The organism is Levilactobacillus suantsaiihabitans (assembly GCF_004745505.1).
In the GTDB taxonomy this organism is placed as follows: domain Bacteria; phylum Bacillota; class Bacilli; order Lactobacillales; family Lactobacillaceae; genus Levilactobacillus; species Levilactobacillus suantsaiihabitans.
This window is the reverse complement of sequence record NZ_RKLX01000003.1, coordinates 37470-55336: the sequence shown is the minus strand read 5'-3', so window position 1 is coordinate 55336 and position 17867 is coordinate 37470. Positions and strand designations below refer to the sequence as shown.

Here is a 17867-nt window from a genome sequence, read left to right as displayed (position 1 = left end):
AGGCTAGGCACTCCCAGACTCTCAGTGAACCTAATCTTATTTCAGCCGCCACTAGCGGTTTTACCAAAAATGCCGGTGCCGCAACAGCAAGGCGACAACGCCCATAATGCCCAGCATCATTACCACCGTGAAGAGCCACGAGATGGTATCGTTGGCAAAGGGCAGTTTCACGTTCATCCCATAGAACCCGGTGATGATCGTGGGAATCGTCAAGACCAGCGACCAAATCGTCAAGAACTTCATGGTGTCGTTCAGGTTGTTGTTCAGCACGTTGTTAAACGTATTTGAGATCCGGTCGACTACGTCCGCCTCAATCGCCGTCATTTCAGAGGTTTGCCGGGCTTCAATCACGGCATCCGCCAAGTGCTCCGAATTCTTATCCGACAGTTGCTTACCAAATGGCGTACTGCTGAGGTTGACCACCATCATGGCGTTGTTGCGCGTGGCACTCACGAAATACGCCAGGCTTTGTTGCAGGTTGGACAGTGCAATCAGGTCCTTGTTGTCGGGCGCCTGATTCAGTTGTTTGTCCAGCCGATTTTGTTCCGCATTGATCTTGCGAATTGGGGGAATGAACTGGTCGAACAAAATGAACAGACCGATCAACATGAACTCGTTGGTATCGGAAATTTGTTTCAGTTTCATCCGCTCGCTTAACGTCTGATTCACCCACTGCGTCCGCTTGGTGGTGATGGAAAAGACCTGATTGCCCTTCAACAAAAAGGTCACGGGCCGCGTGATGTAGCGTTGCGACACCTGGTCGACCACGACCGGCACGTGGAGCACGAACAGTTGCGTATTCAGGTATTCATCGCGGTCATAGTGCGACCGTTCATTCACGTCGGTCACGTAGGTCAAAATTTCATCGGTCAAACCGTACGTCACCTGTAGGGCGTCTTTATCGCTATCGTCTTCGATCATGGCCATGACCCAGACTAGATTTTGCTCGCCCGTTCCAATTTTTCTCTCGACAATCATGGGAATTCCTCTTCTCTGCCATCGTTACGTCCAGTGTACCACGTCCTTTAAAAAAAGCGGCGGCATTTTTGAACTGTTAACCGTCATCGTTTTAAACGGACAAATTCGTTAAAAACCCATTCTCACATCTCATTTGATTTGGCTAAAAAAAGAGAATTGGTCGCGTTCGACCAATTCTCTGGAGTTAAAATCTAAATCGTTTTACGCTTTCTGGTCTTCGGGGTCTTCTTTGACCGTCAGCGCACTTAACATCTTGGTCAACTGACCAACTGTATATTGACTGCCACTATCATCTAACGTCACCTGACTCATGGTCTCCGCGGCGACGTCTAACGCCTCGTGACACTTGATTTCTAACTGTTCACCACTAGCCGTTAACGACAGTGGCCGAACGCGCCGGTCAGAACTTTGATAGCTCTGAACCACATACCCCCGGCGAATGAGCTGTGAAATTCCCCGAGAAACGGCTGCCCGCGAAATGCCGCGACTATCAGCGACAGTGGCGGAAGTGAGCTTCCCTGGGTTCTCCAAAATATGGTGTAAAATCGCATATTGATCCACTGAAATCCCCATGGTTCGTTGGAATCGGGTTGCTGCCTTCTCTAGTTCTCGTTTCAACTCCATGAAAGATTCAAAGAAACTTTCCGCATGAACGACCTTACTCTTCATAGTATTATCATATCCTTATCTTCACTTTGCTAACCGGTTAGATAGTTAACACGACTAGCAATACGCAAAATGGTTGACCCCATAGAAATATCTATACATTTAATAATAAAGAACAACTTGCTGAAATGCAAGCAGAAAACCACAATTTAATAAAAAAGTTTACCATGTAAAAAGGGAACCGAGGAGTTGCATTCGGTTCCGCCTGTTTCACTTGTTTTTTTTCAACCTACTCCAATTTCCGTAAGTGGTACAACCGAGCCTCCCAAGGATGAATTTCCAAATCATCCGAATCCGCGTCCACTTCCGTGTTGGTGAAAATCAATTCGCTGGTCGTCAAATCAAACTCCTGCGTCGTGGCGACCTGGTCGCTCATGTTCACAACGACCAGCCAGTTATCCCCGTTCAAGGTACGCCGGTAAACGTACAGCTGGTCATCACGGGTATCGATCAACTCATAGCGACCTTGTTCCAGGGCCGGAACAGACTTTTTCAGCCGAATCAGCTGTTGATAGAACGTCAAGACCGAATGCGGGTCGTGACTTTCGCGTTCCACGTTGATCTGTTCGGTGCCCGGTGCCAGCTGAATCCACGGTTCGTGGTCCGAAAAGCCGCCGTAACGTTGATGGGTCCACGGCATGGGCGTCCGGGCATTGTCCCGGCTGCGCATGGCCAGTTGGGCCAACACCTGTTTTTCCGGTACCCCTGCGGCCCGTTGTTGCTGGTAGTACAGCCGACTGTCGAGGTCACGATACTGACTGATCTGCGTGAAACCGGCGTTCGGTAGGCCGAGTTCTTGGCCCTGATAAATAAACGGGGTCCCCTTCATCAACAGGTACCACAAAGCCAGTGCCTTAGCGGAACGCCGGCGGTAATTGACCGGATCGCCATAGTATGAAACAGCGCGTGGTAAATCGTGATTTTCAATGAACAAGGCGTTCCAGCCACTCTTTTCCAAGCCAAATTGCCATTTGGAAAGAGTCGCTCGTAACGCCGCAACTGGTAGCTTCGGCTCAGCCTTTTCCCAGAAGTGCACGTGATCAAATTCTAGCAGAAGGTGGAAGAACCCCTGTTGCGGGTCCAGCCAGCGTTGTGCGGTGGTCATGTCGATGCCGCCCGCTTCACCGATGACGAACAGGTTGTTGCGTTTCAATACCGGCTGTAAGTCGGCAAGAAACACGTCGGTGCCCGTCACGTCTTGATAGTAGTCCACTCGCGGATGACCGACGTTGGCGAAGTCTTGGCGCTTTTTTAAATGCGTGACGCCATCTAATCGCACACCATCGATTCCCCGGTCCGCCCACCACTGAATCGTGGCCGCCATTTCACGGCGCACGGCGGGATTTTCCCAATTTAAGTCTGGCTGGTCCTCAGCAAAGGTGTGCAGATAAGCCGCATCCACGGCGGGGACATAGGTCCAGGCTGACCCACCGAAGATGGACTCCCAATTGTTGGGACGTGTCGTGGCCGTAGCCGGACGCCAGATGTAGTAGTCGTGGTAGGGGCTCGTGGTATCATGCACGGCGGCTTGGAACCACGGGTGTTGGCTGGACGTATGATTCAACGCCAAGTCGATCACCACTTTGATGTTCGCCGCGTGAAACGCCGTGACCAAGTCGGTAAAGTCCGCCAAGGTGCCGTATTGGGGGTCAATGCCGCGGTAATCCGTCACGTCGTAGCCACTGTCCACCTGACCGGAGGGGTAAAATGCAGACAGCCAAACAAAGTCGACACCCAGGGAAGTTAAGTATGAGATTTTCGTTTGGATGCCGGGCAGATCACCCACACCGTCATGGTTACTATCCAAAAAACTTTGCGGGTAGATTTCATATCCCACCGCGTGTTGCCACCACTGTGCGTCAGCCATTGCTGTCTTCCTTTCACTGCAAAATTGTAACCGGTTGTGTTTCGTCATCTTCTGGGATTGTATCCGGCTCCAATTGTACCAATAATTATCTATTTTGTCGGCTGATTTCGCAAACTTTATGCTCAGCAGGGCAACACTATTTCTCGGTGAAACAGTTGCGTCGTCTGGGAAACTAACCCATTAAATTTCACAAAAGGAGCGTTAGGCGACTGGTGCTCGCCAGCCCACTTAACGCTCCCCGTTGCAACTCACACAACGTTTGTTCAGTTTCTTTAATCGATCTTGCGTTTCGGGTTCAACAGGTTCATCGGGTCAAACAACGTCTTGATCTGATGCTGTAACAGATCGACTGTTTCGCCTAATTCGGGGTTGTTCCATTGATTCTTAACCATCCCCACGGCGTGTTCCCCGGAGATGGTCCCGCCCATTTCCAGCGTCTTCCAGAACGTCTGCCGCAGTGCTTCGATGATCACTTCCGGCACGTCGTCTTCGTCCTTTGACCAAGTGTAGGTCGGGTGCACGTTGCCATCGCCGGCATGACCGGCCGTGTAGATGGTGATGCCCAGCTTCTTGCCCAGGTCTTGTAAGAAGTCCATCATCGGCGCCAGCTTAGACAGCGGCATCGCCATGTCTTCCATCAGGTGATTGTTCCCAGCAAAGACGGCCGGTAACATGTCCTGCCGCAGCTTTTCCAGCCCGGCCTGTTCCTTAGCGTCGGTGGTGACCTGAACGTTTTGCGCATCGTGTTTCGCTAACAAATCGTTCAAAACGCCAACGCTTTCGTCACTGCTGCCGTCCAGCCGGAAGATCAACATGGAGCCGCTGTTGTCCGCATAATGCGTGTGTTCGTAGCGGTCCAACGCCTTGACCGTGTTGCCGTCCAAGGCTTCCAACATCGTCGGGTAGACCCCCGACATGCGAACGGCCGTCACCCCAGCGGCGAGGGCACTCATGTCTTTAAAGAAGGCCACGCCCATGACGGACTTGCCTAGCGGAATCGGCATTAATTTGACCGTGATCTCATAGATGATGCCCAAGGTGCCTTCGGAGCCCACAAAGAGCTGGGTCAGGTCGTAACCAAAGGCTTGTTTCAGCGTGCGACCCCCGAGCTTGATGACCCGGCCATCTGCCAACACGGCCTTGAGGCCCAAGACGTTGTCCTTAGTGGCGCCGAAACGCACGGTACTCATCCCACCGGCATTGGTCGAAACGTTGCCGCCGATGGATGAAAATGGCTTGGAACCCGGATCTGGCGCGTAGAACAAGCCTTGTTTTCGGGCCGCTTGGTCCAAATCACCGTTGACCACACCAGGTTGTACGACCGCCACGGAATCTTCCTTGTTGATTTCTAGGATCTGATTCATCTTACGCGTCGACAGGATAATGGCGCCGTCGATCCCGTCAGAGCCAATCACCGTACTGCTGAACGTTGTTTGGGGCACCACGGCGATGTGAAATTTCCGCGCCGTCCGTAACACCCCTTGGATGTCGGCCACGCTGGCAACTTCAACGAACGCCCGAGCCAAGCCAGACTCGCCACCAGACGCATTGGGGTTGAAGGATTGCTTCTTCAACGTCTGCTCATCGGTTGCTACGGTACCATCCTTGACCTGTTCTTTCAGAAACGCCGTGATGTCTTCATCGGCGTAAGCACTAAAAACTGTCATGTCATCGACCTTCTTTGATTAGTATTCAACAGTGATCAGTGTAACACGTAATTTTAAAAAATACAGGTTTAATCTATCGCCCGCGACCGTTTCCCGCAAAAACAGCCCCGCCACCCGCTTGTTTCAGCGTGCAACGGAGCTATTTCCGGTCGTTAACTGAAGGTTGAACCTAAAATTGGGGAAACCAGACGCCTGCGTCAGCCAGGGTTCCACCTGCTCTGGGGAACGGCTCCAGCCTGAGGAGCGGTCTTCTGCCTCGCTTGAAAGCCTGGCAAAAGCAGCCAGTCTCTCAAGTCGTCCCGCGCTGTAGGCTGAGAAAGGACCTCAGCCAACACCGCCGACACAGCTGGCTCCACCCTGGCTGCCTCCGGCAAGGTTGATGTCTATCAGTGACACTGTGTTAGTGAAAGACTAGTCGTCAATATAGCTATCACCTGGGGGTAAGGCAACTGTTACTAACACGCACTACAGCAGCCGAGAGTGAAGTGAAATCCAGGCTCAGCCGGGGAATTTTGTAGCGTCCTTGGCTACAAAATTGGTGACTTTGAGACGTGGGTTTGCGGCTCAAAGCAAGGACCGAGACCGGACTTTGGCTCGGACCGTCCTCCCCCAGCGTTCCGGCCTGGAGTTTCACGTAACGGCAGGCGACCAGCACGAATCAGGTTGCCGTGATGCAGGCATTAATTAACAACGACATCATGCCAACTGCGTGAACTGCTTGTTTTCCAGCCGGAACTGGTGGTCACACCGCGCTGCCACGTCGGGCTCATGGGTCACGATGATGACGCATTTGTGCTGCTGATGCGCCAGCTGCTGGAACTGGTCGATGACTTCTTGCGTATTGTCCTCGTCTAGGTTACCTGTAGGCTCGTCTGCCACGACTAACGGGGCATCGCAAGCCATGGCCCGGGCAATCGCTACCCGCTGTTGCTGGCCCCCTGAGAGGTGCTGGACGTTGCGTTCAACCAGGTCTTCACCGATTCCCAGACTATTGAGTGTCCGCCGAGCAAAGAACTTGTCGCCGGCGTGTTCCGCCCCCGTGATGGCCATGGCCGTCAAGAGGTTGTTGAGCGGCGACATGTACGTGAACAGGTTGTAGGCCTGAAACACGATTGAAACGTCGTGGCGCCGGTAGTTGGTCAATCCGATTTGTTTCAGGGACCGGTCGCCCAGCCAGATGTCACCACTTTTGGGCTTATCTAACCCGGCAATCAGGGACAAGAAGGTGGTCTTCCCCGTACCGGAATGGCCGAGGATCGCGTAGGATTGGCCCTCGTCAAATGTCAAATTGAGATCTTGAAACAACGGTTGCGATTTATCCTGGTACCAATAACCCAGGTTTTGTGTCTTTAACATGCGCATCCTCCTTAGGAAATTAAGACTTTCTTCGGTTCCAGTCGTAAAATGCCACCCGAAGCGATCATGATCGACAGGAACGTGATAGCTAAGCCGAAGCCGCCCAGTTCCGCCAGGCTGACGGCACTCACGCTAATGTCCAGGTCGGTATCCGCGGCCTTGGTGCTAGAAGCTTGTTGCATCCCCGGACCACCGTTGCCGCCGCGCATACCGCCACCACCAGGTTGCCCACCACCGGGTTGGGTTGACGTGCTGCTCGACGTGGTTTGCGTCGTGGTGCTTTGGGCCACCAGTTGTGACCCCAGCTGGTCGCCGACAAATTTACCACCGGCCCCCGCAATCGCTACGGCCACCACAATGACCATCAACATTTCCGTAAAGAACTGGGCCACAATCTTCCAACGCGCTTCGCCCAGCGACAGGAGGACGCCAATTTCAAAGCGCCGTTCGCGAATCATCAAGATCACGATCAACGCCAGAATAATAGTCCCGGCAATGGCGACCAGCCAGACGATCTTATTGGCAAAGCTTTCGACGTTGCTCATCGAGGCCTTCACCGTCTGGTAACTGGCGTCATCGGTGCTCAGTGAATAGCTGCTGGTATTGATCAATTTCTTACCGGCGGCCTTCACGCTGCTGACCTTGGCGGGATTGCTGACGTTAAACGTGACAGAATCCGCGGTCCCCGCATACTTGCTGCCCTTGAACGTGTTGGCCAGGGTGTATGAGGTGTACATCGTATTGCTAGGGTCACTGCTCATCGGACCGGCGCTGCTGGAAGCTGTTGCGCTGGCGCGGTAAATACCGACGATCTTCAACTTGACCTTGGCCTTGCTACCGGTCGTCTTCTTAACGGTGATGGTGTCGCCCACGGTCAGGTCGTTTTGACTGGCCAGGTTCTTTTCGATGACCACGTGATTCGTGTTCTTGTCGGCGCTGGTAATGCCGCGGCCCTTGGTGATTTTGCTTTGATTATCACTAAAGGCGGTGGTCAAACTCGTGGCGCTGACCCCATTGATCTGGGTATCGCCACTGCTGGTGCCGCCCTTCATGTTGCCAGGACCGCCCTGACTGCTGCCCATCCCACTGGTGGTTGAGACCACGTCATAGGAGCTGGCATTGACGCTAGTACTGCTAGTCACATTTTCGCTTTTCACGTTACTGAGCTTAGCGATTTTGGCGGCATCGCTCAGTTTGACCGGTGTCAGCGTCATCTTAGGTCGACTAGACTTGCTGGAACTGCTACTACTTTGCACCTTCTTAAACGCCGCTTGGCGATTCGCCGACAGGGTGACCGTTGCCCCCACGTCGGCCTTCGCTTGGTCGGTCGCCTTCACCGCAGCGCTGCGGATCAGTAGGCCGGCTAACACAAACATCAAGATGGCGGACGAGACCAGGATCAGTAAGACTGACCGGCCCTTCTTCGCCCACACATTTAACCAGGCCCGTTTCAAAAAATTCATTTTGGGTCGCCTCCATTTCATAACATGTTCCGAGTATCCCAGAGCGGGCTTTGCTGAAACTTAAAGTGGCCGGGTAGTTGTGAAATTTTCACGGAAACAAAAACGACGCAACCACTAGGGCTACGCCGATTTGACCCGTTTTCGGGCAACTTGATGGTGTTAATCAAACGTTAAGGTTCCAACTCGTCTGGTGGCAAAACGTCCGGATACAGCGCGGAATATTCCTGGTACCACTGGAAGCCCGTGGTGGCCAGGACCTTGAGCACGGCAAAGCCCGGTACCCCGAAGATGACACCGAGTAGGCCAAACATTTTGCCCCCAGCGAGCAGGACGAAGACGATGGTGATGGGATGCATGGCCAGACTGTTGCCCATGATCAGCGGCGACAGGACCTGCGTTTCCAAGACCCATTCGATCAGGTACACGATGACCACGCCCAGCAACATGGACGGGCTGGTGACCACACCGATGATGAGCGCGGGGACCAGCGCGATGGCCGACCCAAAGTACGGAATCAGGTTCAACGGCCCCGCCAGCAGCCCAATCAACAGGGCATAGCGCAAGCCAATGATCGAGTAGCCGGTCGTGAAAATGATCAGCACGCACAACGCCACGGTCAGTTGCCCCCGCACGTAGGAACTGACCTTCACGTTCATCTGGTCGAGCATCGTGACGAAGCGGCTGCGGTACGCCGTGGGCACGACCTGGCTGATGTAATGCGGAAAACGCGTGCCGTCCTTGAGCATGAAGAATAGAACCAGCGGCGCGGTGATGATGGTGATGATCCAGTCGCTAACGGTCGTGACCACGTTGCCCAGTGAGCTCAGCGTCCCGGTCAACAAGTTCAACCCCCGTTTGGAAAAGTAGGTCGTAACTCGCTGGTTGATGTCCGCCAGATTGCTGTTGGACAGCCAGTGGTGCTCTTGGTTCAGGCGATTGATATTGTGGAGCATGTCATTGGCAAATTGCGGCAGCGCGCCGATAATGCCACTGGTCTGCTTGGTCAGAAACGGAATCAGATTCAAGAAAATAGCCACGATGATGCCCACCGTCAGGAGCATCGCGATGGCAATCGCCAGCCCCGTGCGCAAATGCAAGCGCCGTTCCATGAAGTGCACGAACGGGTCGAGCACGTAGAAGAGGATCCCCGCCACCACAATGGCCGGCATGGTGATACCGATGAATTTCCAGACTGGCGTCAGGATCCAGGCATTTTGCATCAATTCATTCAAGACCAACAACAAGAGAAAAATATTTAACAGTAAAATTGTAATATGATTATTTAAAAATCGTTGATAGAACCAGGAAAGTCCCGACTCTGGTTGACGCAGATTCTTCAAAAGCAACCCCTCCCGTTGATTTCCATAGCTCTAGTTTACGGCTCAGAAACGTTGGTTACTAGATTTTTTTGAATTATTTTTGGCGGGGTGCCAAAAGGGGCTACGGTTCGTCGCCGCAGCCCCTGGTTTAGCCTATTCTGCTTAACTGTTCACATTCCGTCGCCTGGCAACTTTAGTGTCTTGTCTGCCGGCCGCCTTACCGTTCGCTAGAGATGAGTTGGAACGCTGAGGGCGCCGGTCCGAGCCAAAGAGCGGTCTCGAACCTCAATTCGGAGCCGATAGCCCGCGTCTCCAAATTGCCAGTTCCCTAAGCGCCAAAAAGCGTGCCGCTAAGGGAACTCCCACAGCTGAACTCATCTCTAGCGAACTCTCGGCTACAAAAGTGCTTGCCAGTAACGATTGACTTCGCCCAAGGTAGTGAACATTGGCCGACTGAATCCTACCTAGACGTCGTGTTACTGACAGGAGCACCACTTTGCCGGAGGCAGCCAGGGTGTAGCCAGCTGTGTCGGCGGTGTTACCTGGCGTCATTTGCCAGGTTACAGCGCGGGACGACTTGAGAGACTGGCCGGTTTTTGCCAGGCTTTCAAGCGAACCGGAAGACCGCTTCTCAGGCTGGAGGTGTTCCCCAGAGCAGGCCCCACCCTAGCCTGACGCAGGCACTGGCTTCACCAGTTCCAGTAGTCAGAGTCGGCTATGGGTACCGGACGCGAACGGTAAGGCGGCCAGTATCGCACTGTGTTAGTTCAGCCCGTTCTTCGCCAGCGACATTGCCGAAACGTGCACCAGCAGGCAGCCGGTTCCGCTTAAAACTGGTAACCAAATCATCCAAAACCGGGATGATCCAGTTACCAGCCTTAATGCTCGCCGGCTAACCGCCTGCTGGCGCACTCTTTTCTCTAATTATCCGCGTTCTGGGCTACCTTGACCGTGGCGTCGGCCGCTGTGCCGCTGACCTTGTAGACCTGCTTGCCATCTTGCCAGGTCACCGAATTGGTCTCGTTGTCCTCATCTTGACTGTAGACCGTGATGGCACCCGTATCGGCCTTCTTGGGCAGACTGGCCTGGTTCAACTGCTGGTTGACCTGCTTGGCAAATTGCGTCGGCGTGCCCGTGGCATCGGCGTTGCTGGTGACCGCGGTCACGGACCAGTCACCCTTGTTCCAGTGCACATAGGTGTGGCCCATGGTCCCCTGGACGACGGCCGTGGTGCCATTATTTAGCTTCACACTCGCGCCATTTGACTTGCCCACGTAATCAACCTGGTCCTTGGCCGTGCTGGTGCTACCGTACGTGGTTTTCTGGTAGGTCGCCGACTGGCTATTCGTGGCTGTGTAATTGACCCGGTAATTTTGCTTGGTCCCACTGGCACTGTCGGCCTGTAGCTTAGTCCCATCGGCCGTGGCCTTAGCCGGCGCCGTGGTTTGGCCAACTGAACTGACATCGTTAGCCGCGTGAATCTGCAGGGCCGTGCCGGAACCCAAGGCCAACAGCGCCAGGGCCGTCGTCACGGTCGTGATGATTTTCGTTTTTCGTTGCATAACTATCCAACTTCCTTTTCTCTATTTCGTCACGTAACTTTTCAGTGCCGTGACGTAGTTGCCGTTGCTCAAAACAAAGTACCGTGAGCCCGTGGACCGCTTCTTAACGCCCGTAACGGCCAGCGTGGTGCCCTTCTTGACCGCCTTTTTCCGGCTACTCTTGGCAAATGAAGACTTCCCGTATTCGTAGACCTTCTTCTTGGTCTTGATGGTCGTTTTGGACCCCAATGACTCGTAGTAAGCGTGGTCTGAGTACTTCGTGTTGGCGGACAAGTAACCTAATTTGGTCTTGATGCGGTAGGACTTGCCGCTCGGTGCCTTGACGATTTTCCCGGCGACGGTATCGCCGGCCACGTAATAACCCCCAGTCTTCTTGGACAGACTCGAAGTTGTATAAAGATTCAGTTTATGATTCAACGTGAAGGAACCATGTTGGCCGACCCAATAGCCGGTCGCATCCTGGGACAAGACCCACTGGTTCAGGCCGCTCAAATACAACGCCTGCTTAGACTTGTCCGAGGTGACGCTCTTCACCTTGCTGATCTTGTAAAATTTCTGCCGGTCACTGGCCGCAATCGCCGTGCCATCCGCATCCTTGGTTGCCCCTTTATGTAGATAGACATGTTGGCCCTTCTTGTAACTGCTGTAAGCGTAGGTCGTGTGCGTCAGCGCGGTCGTCGTGGCGTCCGTCCACCAAGAGATCGGGTGCACCGAAGTTACGGCCTTACTGTTATCCGTGTATTCGCCCAACGCGGACAGGTAGTTGTGGTCCGTATATTGCCACAGTGCGTAAGAAATCGTAGGCGTCGTGGAGTAGTTGGCGATCCACTGCGCATCAAAATTCTGGCGTGCGGTGTTGGCATAACTTGTCGCAAAGGATTGGTAGGAATAGAACACCAACTTCTTATTGGTCAACGCGCTCATTTCATCATACCAGGCCTTGACCGCCGCGTTGGTGGTACCGGACGTGACGTCATTTTCTTCAAAATCCAAAACGTAAAATTTGGCATTTTTATTCGACCGGTTGTAGAAATCCTTAGCTTCTTGCTTGGCGCTGGCCGCGCTGGTGAACCGCGCGTAATCGTACTCCCCAAAAGGAATGCCATACTTCACGTACAGCGCCGTGTTATTGGTGGCATAGAGGTCCTTGTACGACGAGCCGTATTGCCGCCGGTTGATGACAAAGGACACCTGACTCTTCAAATTGGCCACCTGTGACGATGTTAACTTTCCTTGCCATTCGGAAATATCCGGAATGGCCAATGTGCTGGCGTGCGCAACGGTCTGGCCGCCACCCCACGCGATTCCGACCAAGGCACTCGCTGCCATCAACGTTTGCGCCAGGCGCTTGGTCCAAGTTTGTTTACTCGACATATGTTTGGCACTTCCCTATTTAAAATTGCTCTCGCTGACTCCTCGTGGCGTGACTGTTTCCCCGCACACCACGGTTCCCCTGAGGGCACCACCTCACTTCATCTTTAACCATAGCCGATTAAAATGTGCAGACCGTAACAGGGGGATTGCAGTTCAGTTACTGGATTTTACAATTATATTTATTACAGGAATGCCGTTAAATCAACGATAGTGGTAACAATCGGCCTGACAGAAAGTTAGTAACTTGAACTGGCAGCGTGGCGGTCAGCACTGGTTTGTCGGAAATCAAACAAGACTGAAGCGGGTAGCCGCGGGAAGGCGACCTATTTAGTGACCTTAACCGTTATCGTTCGCTTATAATTAACCTAATATTCTTCGTTGGCGTGAATCACGTGCGCCGGTTTGTAAATATACGAATATTTATATTTTGTTCCCGTTGATTGTTCAGGAGAAATCACGTACAATGGGGATACTCAAAAAAATCTAGGAGGCCTTCTCATGCGCCGTGCTCTGTTAAGTGTTTCAGATAAGACTGGACTGGTGGAATTTGCCCAGACGTTACTTGCCCAAGATTTCGAAATTGTCTCAACCGGCGGGACGCAAGCGGCCCTCGCTGCGGCCGGAGTCGCCGTCACACCCATCGAAGACGTGACCCACTTTCCCGAAATGTTAGACGGTCGGGTCAAGACCCTCAACCCGCTGGTCTTTGGCGGTATCCTAGCACGCCGTGACAACCCGGAACACCAACAAACGCTGGTCGACCACGCCATCACGCCGATCGACCTGGTCTGTGTCAACCTCTATCCCTTCGCGGCCACGATTGCTCAACCCGACGTGACGCTTGCCGCTGCCGTGGAACAGATCGACATTGGTGGTCCCTCATTGATCCGGGCCGCGGCCAAGAACTACCGCGACGTGCTGGTGGTCTGTGATCCCGCTGACTACGATCAAGTGGGCCATGCGCTCGCTGAACACACGGATGACCTACGTTTCCGCAAGCACTTAGCGGCCAAGGTCTTCCATCATACGGCCCACTACGACGCGGTCATCGCCACCTATCTGACCGACGACGCCAAGCCCGATACCCTGACGCTGACTTACAAACGCAAACAAGCCCTCCGCTACGGCGAAAACCCGCAACAGACGGCAACCTTCTATCAAGACTACGAACCGGCCCCCTTCTCCATCGCCGCTGCCAACCAGCTGCACGGCAAGCCGCTGTCCTTCAATAATATCAAGGACGCTGACGCGGCGCTGGGACTGATTCGGGAATTCAGCGACCCGACCGTCGTCGCCCTCAAGCACATGAACCCTTGTGGCATCGGCTCGGCCGTGGACCTGTCGACGGCTTGGGACAAATGCTACGCCGCCGATGACATCTCCATCTTTGGCGGAATCATCGTCCTCAATCGCCCGGTCGACCTGGCCACTGCCACCAAAATGCACAAGTTATTCTTGGAAATCATCATCGCACCGGCCTTCGACGACGATGCGTACGATGTGCTGGCCAAGAAGAAAAATCTCCGGTTGTTGACCGTCGACTTCGCGACCGCTCAACAACCGGAACCCGACGAATTAGTCAGCGTGCGTGGTGGACTTCTTCGTCAGGAACGCGACAACGTGCTGGATGACCCTGCTGATTTCCAAGTCGTCAGTCACGCCCAACCCACCGCCGACCAATTGGCGGCCATCAGCTTTGGTTTGAAGGCCATCAAATTCGTCAAGAGTAACGCCATCTTGATCAACACGGCGGACCAAACGCTGGGCGTCGGCCCCGGTCAAATGAACCGGATCGATGCCGTCAAGATTGCGGTCGGTAAGGCCGAAACCAAGCCCAACTATGCTCAGGGCGTTCTGGTCTCCGATGCCTTCTTCCCAATGGACGACTGTGTCGCCTACGCGGCAGAACACGGCATCACGGTCATCGCTGAACCGGGCGGTAGCATTCGTGACCAGGACTCCATCGCCATGGCCGACAAGCTGGGTGTCGCCTTGATCTTCACGGGCAACCGGCATTTCCGTCACTAACCACAAGCATGTAAAAGGGAGAGTAGGACAGAGGGCAATCAGCCAGTGAGCATTAAAGGCGCGACTCCCTTTGGCGCATGCTTCAGCTATCTAAATACTAAGCTTAGAGACATAAGAGCATCCCGTCGGATAGCTCTTATGCCTCTAAGCTTAGTATATTTTCTATGGTTAATATTTAAGAAGCTTAATTATAAGGCTGATAATGATGGGATAAAAATAAAAGAATACATCAATTTTAATGAACTAGTTGCCATAAAAAAATACGCTCGGTCACCGCGCGCACTTTTAAGGAACAATTTATCCTTCGCACTATTCAAATGGATTGGGTAACCCGTTAGCGACTTTTTCAGTTGCAGCCGCCGCCCGTTCTTGATTAACTAAGTCGATTGCCTGTGGATTTCGATAAATAGCAAGTTTTTCATCAATCCCCTTGAGGTTCGCCATAATTGTTGCTTGCTGAGCTAGAATTTGTTGGCGGTGACGTTGCAACAACCGTTCACGGTGAGCAATCGTCTTCGGCCCTTGCATCACGTCTTCGATGTAGCTTCGAATATCGGCAATTTTCATACCGGTATTTTTCAAACAACAGATCGTATGTAGTAAGTGTAGATCGCCATCCGTAAAAACTCGGTAACCCGCTGCGTTGCGTGCGACAAACGGCAACAAGCCTTGCTGATCATAATAGCGCAGTGTATAGATGGACAGACCAGTTTTAGCAGCAACGTCCTTAATTTGATATAGCAAAATAAACTTCACTCCTGACTTTCCCTCGAGTACACTCGAGGGTTTATAGTAATGATAATAACCGATTCAATCAAAATATACAATTGATCCTCAAGGAGTTTAAAATGAAAAAATTAATTTTAGTCACCGGCGGCAATGGCTTTTTAGCGACTCACATTATCAAAGAACTGCTGACTCATGGCTACGCTGTCCGGGCGACCCTCCGTTCATTGAGTAAAGCCACCCCGGTCAAACGAGCCCTTACACACCACCACGTCCCTCACTTAGATGCACTCAGCTTTGTCGTAGCCAATCTCACTCAAGACGCAGACTGGGCCGCGGCAATGACTGGTGTCGATGCCGTGATGAGCGTCGCCGCACCCGTTTTCGTCAACGGCGAAAGTGTCGATGGAAAAATTAGTCACGCCGCCCAGGTCGGCGTCCAACGGATTTTACGCGCCGCAACCACTGCCGGGGTCAACCGAGTCATCATGACGGGCAACCTCGGTGCCGTGGGTTTCAGTAACTTTAGCCGGACAAAGCCAGTTACGCCTACTGACTGGACGGACCCGGCACAACCGGGCCTATCCCCTTATGAAAAATCAAAATTGTTGGCAGAACAGGCGGCGTGGCAATTCGTCAAAACACATCCCCAAGCACCCCAACTGGTCACTGTTAACGCGGGGGCAATGCTGGGACCTAGTTTAAGCGACCACGTTTCGGGGAGTTTTGGTATTTTAACACGCTTAATTGACGGCAAACCAACGCCAAATCTAACGATCAACGTGGTTGACGTGCGCGATGTCGCCCACATGCACGTTTTGGCGTTACAAACGCCCAATGCGGCGGGCCACCGCTTCATCGCAGTCGCGCCGACCCCCATCGATATGCGAACGGTGATCCAATTGATCAAAACGACTCAGCCAACGTTAGCGCTAAAATTACCACGTCATTTGTTGCCAACCACTTTGATTCACTTACTGGCACCGTTCAATGCGGAGGTCCGGACCGCTAACCTCATGTTAAAGCTCAATCATCACGTCAGTACCCAGTCTGCAACTACATTTTTAAATTGGCACGCGCAATATTCCAGTACACAAGCCGTAGTTGCAGCATTGGATTCTTTAGCAAACCGCTAAAAATTTTCTCATTAACAAATACCCCGCATCTGTAGAGCAACTCTACTTGATACGGGGTGTTTGCGATGAAATACTAAATATACTAAGCTTAGAGGCATAAGGTTGAAAGACGAAAATCAGCTGAAACTACTGTTAGCATGCGACTTCTGATGTTAAAAATGGTCGTTTACAGCCTCACGATGCGAGCTGGCCGCCTACCGTTCGCCAAATATAGGTCGGAACGCTGGGACGGGCCGAGCCAAAGGGCGGTCTCGACGCCTCGCTTTGAGCCGAAAATCGCGTCTCAAAGTGGCCTCATGACCGAAACGTGCGCCAACAGGCAACTGGTTCCGTTTAACACTGCTAGACAAATAATCCAAACCCGGGATTATCCGCCTAGCCCGTTAATGCTCGCCAGTTAACCGCCTGTCGTCACACTCTTTTCAGCGGCTGAACCCATATTTGGCGAACTCCCGGCTAAGGTGGTGCGTGCTAGTAACAGTTGGCTTAACCCCGGATAGTAGCTGCACTGACAACTAGTCTTTCATTAACACAGTGCTGCTGATAGACATCAACCTTGTCGGAGGCAGCCAGGGATGGCCCCAGCTGGGTCGGCGGTGTTGGCTGAGGTCCTTTCTCAGCCTACAGCGCGGTTCGTTTTTCAGTCTGGAGCCGTTCCCCAGAGCAGGCCCACCCTAGCCTGACGCAGACGTCTGGTTCCGCCAATTTTAGGTGTCGGAACACCGTCGTTATAGCAATCAGCGCGTTAATTTTACTTGCAACCTTCAGTCAGCTATGTAGAAGTGACGCGAAAAGAGCCTGGGATGATCACTTGTCCCAGGCTCCTTGTCTCTAGATTTAAATGACTAAAGGTGATCCCTATTGTGCCGACATCCCGCCATCGACCACAAACTCGGAGCCGGTCGCGTAACTGGCGTCGTCCGAAGCCACGAACAGGACTAACTTGGAAACTTCCTCAGGCTTGGCGATGCGCCGGAGTGGGATGGCCTTGGCAAACTGCTTCACGGCTTCTTCCGTTCCGGGTTGGGAGATCATCGGCGTTTCAATCACTCCTGGGTGAACCGAGTTGACCCGCACGCCGGATGGTGCCAATTCTAAGGCGGCGGCCTTGGTCATCCCCCGCACGGCAAACTTGGTATCGGTGTACCCCACGGCACCACCGACGAGCCCATTTAATGAAGAAATGTTGACGATGGACCCAGCGTGTTGGGCCACCATTTCCTTGGCCACGGTCTTGACCCCTAGGAAGGTCCCAAGTTGATTGATCTTAAAGATCTTTATGTAATCCTCTTCGCTAATGTCTTGGAGTCCCTTGGCAAACGTGATGCCGGCGTTGTTGACCAAGATATCGATCCGGCCAAACGTTGCCTTGGTTTGATCGACCACCTTTTGCCAATCGGCTGCGCTGGACACATCGTGTTGGATAAAGATGGCGGCATCGCCGAGTTCTTGGGCCAATTGCGTCCCTTCGGCTTCCTTCACATCGGTAATGACGACCTTAGCGCCTTCTTTGACAAACAGCTTGGCGTGAGCGGCCCCCATGCCTTGCGCAGCACCGGTAATAATCGCAACCTTACCATCTAGTTTTCCCATAATCGAACGCCTCCATATTATTTTGGTGATATCGCTTACAAAAAATATTATACTGGATTTACTGATCAGTCGCTAATTAAATGCCTAACCCCAAAGTTAATCACCCTTAAAAAACACCCCAATTCGGGGCAC

13 protein-coding genes are annotated in these 17867 nt (G+C 52.9%); 2 read left to right on the top strand and 11 right to left on the bottom strand.

The window, feature by feature from the left end; all coding sequences use genetic code 11:
• Window positions 1–60: 60 nt before the first annotated feature.
• The 9 genes from EGT51_RS02685 to EGT51_RS02645 form a co-directional block, all read right to left on the bottom strand.
• Window positions 61–978 carry a magnesium transporter CorA family protein gene (locus EGT51_RS02685; protein ID WP_135367265.1) on the bottom strand — a complete coding sequence of 306 codons (918 nt, stop codon included), beginning with the start codon at window positions 976–978 and terminating at the stop codon, window positions 61–63.
• 201 nt (window positions 979–1179) lie between these two features.
• The gene (locus EGT51_RS02680; RefSeq protein ID WP_225428667.1) at window positions 1180–1647 is read right to left on the bottom strand and encodes a MarR family winged helix-turn-helix transcriptional regulator; all 468 of its coding nucleotides are present in this window, start codon (window positions 1645–1647) and stop codon (window positions 1180–1182) included.
• Window positions 1648–1873: 226 nt separating this feature from the next.
• The gene (locus EGT51_RS02675) at window positions 1874–3511 is read right to left on the bottom strand and encodes an alpha-glucosidase (RefSeq protein WP_135367264.1); all 1638 of its coding nucleotides are present in this window, start codon (window positions 3509–3511) and stop codon (window positions 1874–1876) included.
• A 272-nt stretch (window positions 3512–3783) separates the two neighbouring features.
• A complete protein-coding gene (locus EGT51_RS02670; protein ID WP_135367263.1) occupies window positions 3784–5178 on the bottom strand; it encodes an FAD-binding oxidoreductase in 1395 nt (464 codons plus the stop codon).
• A 696-nt stretch (window positions 5179–5874) separates the two neighbouring features.
• Entirely contained in the window at window positions 5875–6534 is a 660-nt protein-coding gene (locus tag EGT51_RS02665; protein ID WP_135367262.1) for an ABC transporter ATP-binding protein, read from the bottom strand.
• Window positions 6535–6545: 11 nt separating this feature from the next.
• Window positions 6546–7997: an ABC transporter permease gene (locus tag EGT51_RS02660; RefSeq protein ID WP_135367261.1), complete on the bottom strand. Its 1452-nt coding sequence runs from the start codon at window positions 7995–7997 to the stop codon at window positions 6546–6548.
• Window positions 7998–8167: 170 nt separating this feature from the next.
• Window positions 8168–9337, bottom strand: coding sequence for an AI-2E family transporter (locus EGT51_RS02655; protein WP_135367260.1), 1170 nt, complete (start codon window positions 9335–9337; stop codon window positions 8168–8170).
• Window positions 9338–10236: 899 nt separating this feature from the next.
• Window positions 10237–10878, bottom strand: coding sequence for a hypothetical protein (locus EGT51_RS02650; protein ID WP_135367259.1), 642 nt, complete (start codon window positions 10876–10878; stop codon window positions 10237–10239).
• A 21-nt stretch (window positions 10879–10899) separates the two neighbouring features.
• On the bottom strand, window positions 10900–12252 hold the full coding sequence (locus EGT51_RS02645) for a GH25 family lysozyme (RefSeq protein ID WP_135367258.1): 1353 nt from the start codon (window positions 12250–12252) through the stop codon (window positions 10900–10902).
• A gap of 498 nt (window positions 12253–12750) precedes the next feature.
• Here EGT51_RS02645 and purH point away from each other — a divergent pair, with 498 nt between their 5' ends.
• Window positions 12751–14280: a bifunctional phosphoribosylaminoimidazolecarboxamide formyltransferase/IMP cyclohydrolase gene (gene purH / locus EGT51_RS02640; protein WP_135367257.1), complete on the top strand. Its 1530-nt coding sequence runs from the start codon at window positions 12751–12753 to the stop codon at window positions 14278–14280.
• Between the two features lie 309 nt (window positions 14281–14589).
• Here purH and EGT51_RS02635 read toward each other — a convergent pair whose 3' ends face one another.
• Window positions 14590–15024 carry a MerR family transcriptional regulator gene (locus EGT51_RS02635; protein ID WP_135367256.1) on the bottom strand — a complete coding sequence of 145 codons (435 nt, stop codon included), beginning with the start codon at window positions 15022–15024 and terminating at the stop codon, window positions 14590–14592.
• 104 nt (window positions 15025–15128) lie between these two features.
• Between EGT51_RS02635 and EGT51_RS02630 the strand changes: the two genes are divergently transcribed.
• On the top strand, window positions 15129–16142 hold the full coding sequence (locus EGT51_RS02630; RefSeq protein ID WP_135367255.1) for an NAD-dependent epimerase/dehydratase family protein: 1014 nt from the start codon (window positions 15129–15131) through the stop codon (window positions 16140–16142).
• Window positions 16143–17000: 858 nt separating this feature from the next.
• Here the strand turns inward: EGT51_RS02630 and EGT51_RS02625 are convergent.
• The gene (locus EGT51_RS02625; RefSeq protein ID WP_135367254.1) at window positions 17001–17735 is read right to left on the bottom strand and encodes an SDR family NAD(P)-dependent oxidoreductase; all 735 of its coding nucleotides are present in this window, start codon (window positions 17733–17735) and stop codon (window positions 17001–17003) included.
• Between the last annotated feature and the right edge of the window lie 132 nt (window positions 17736–17867).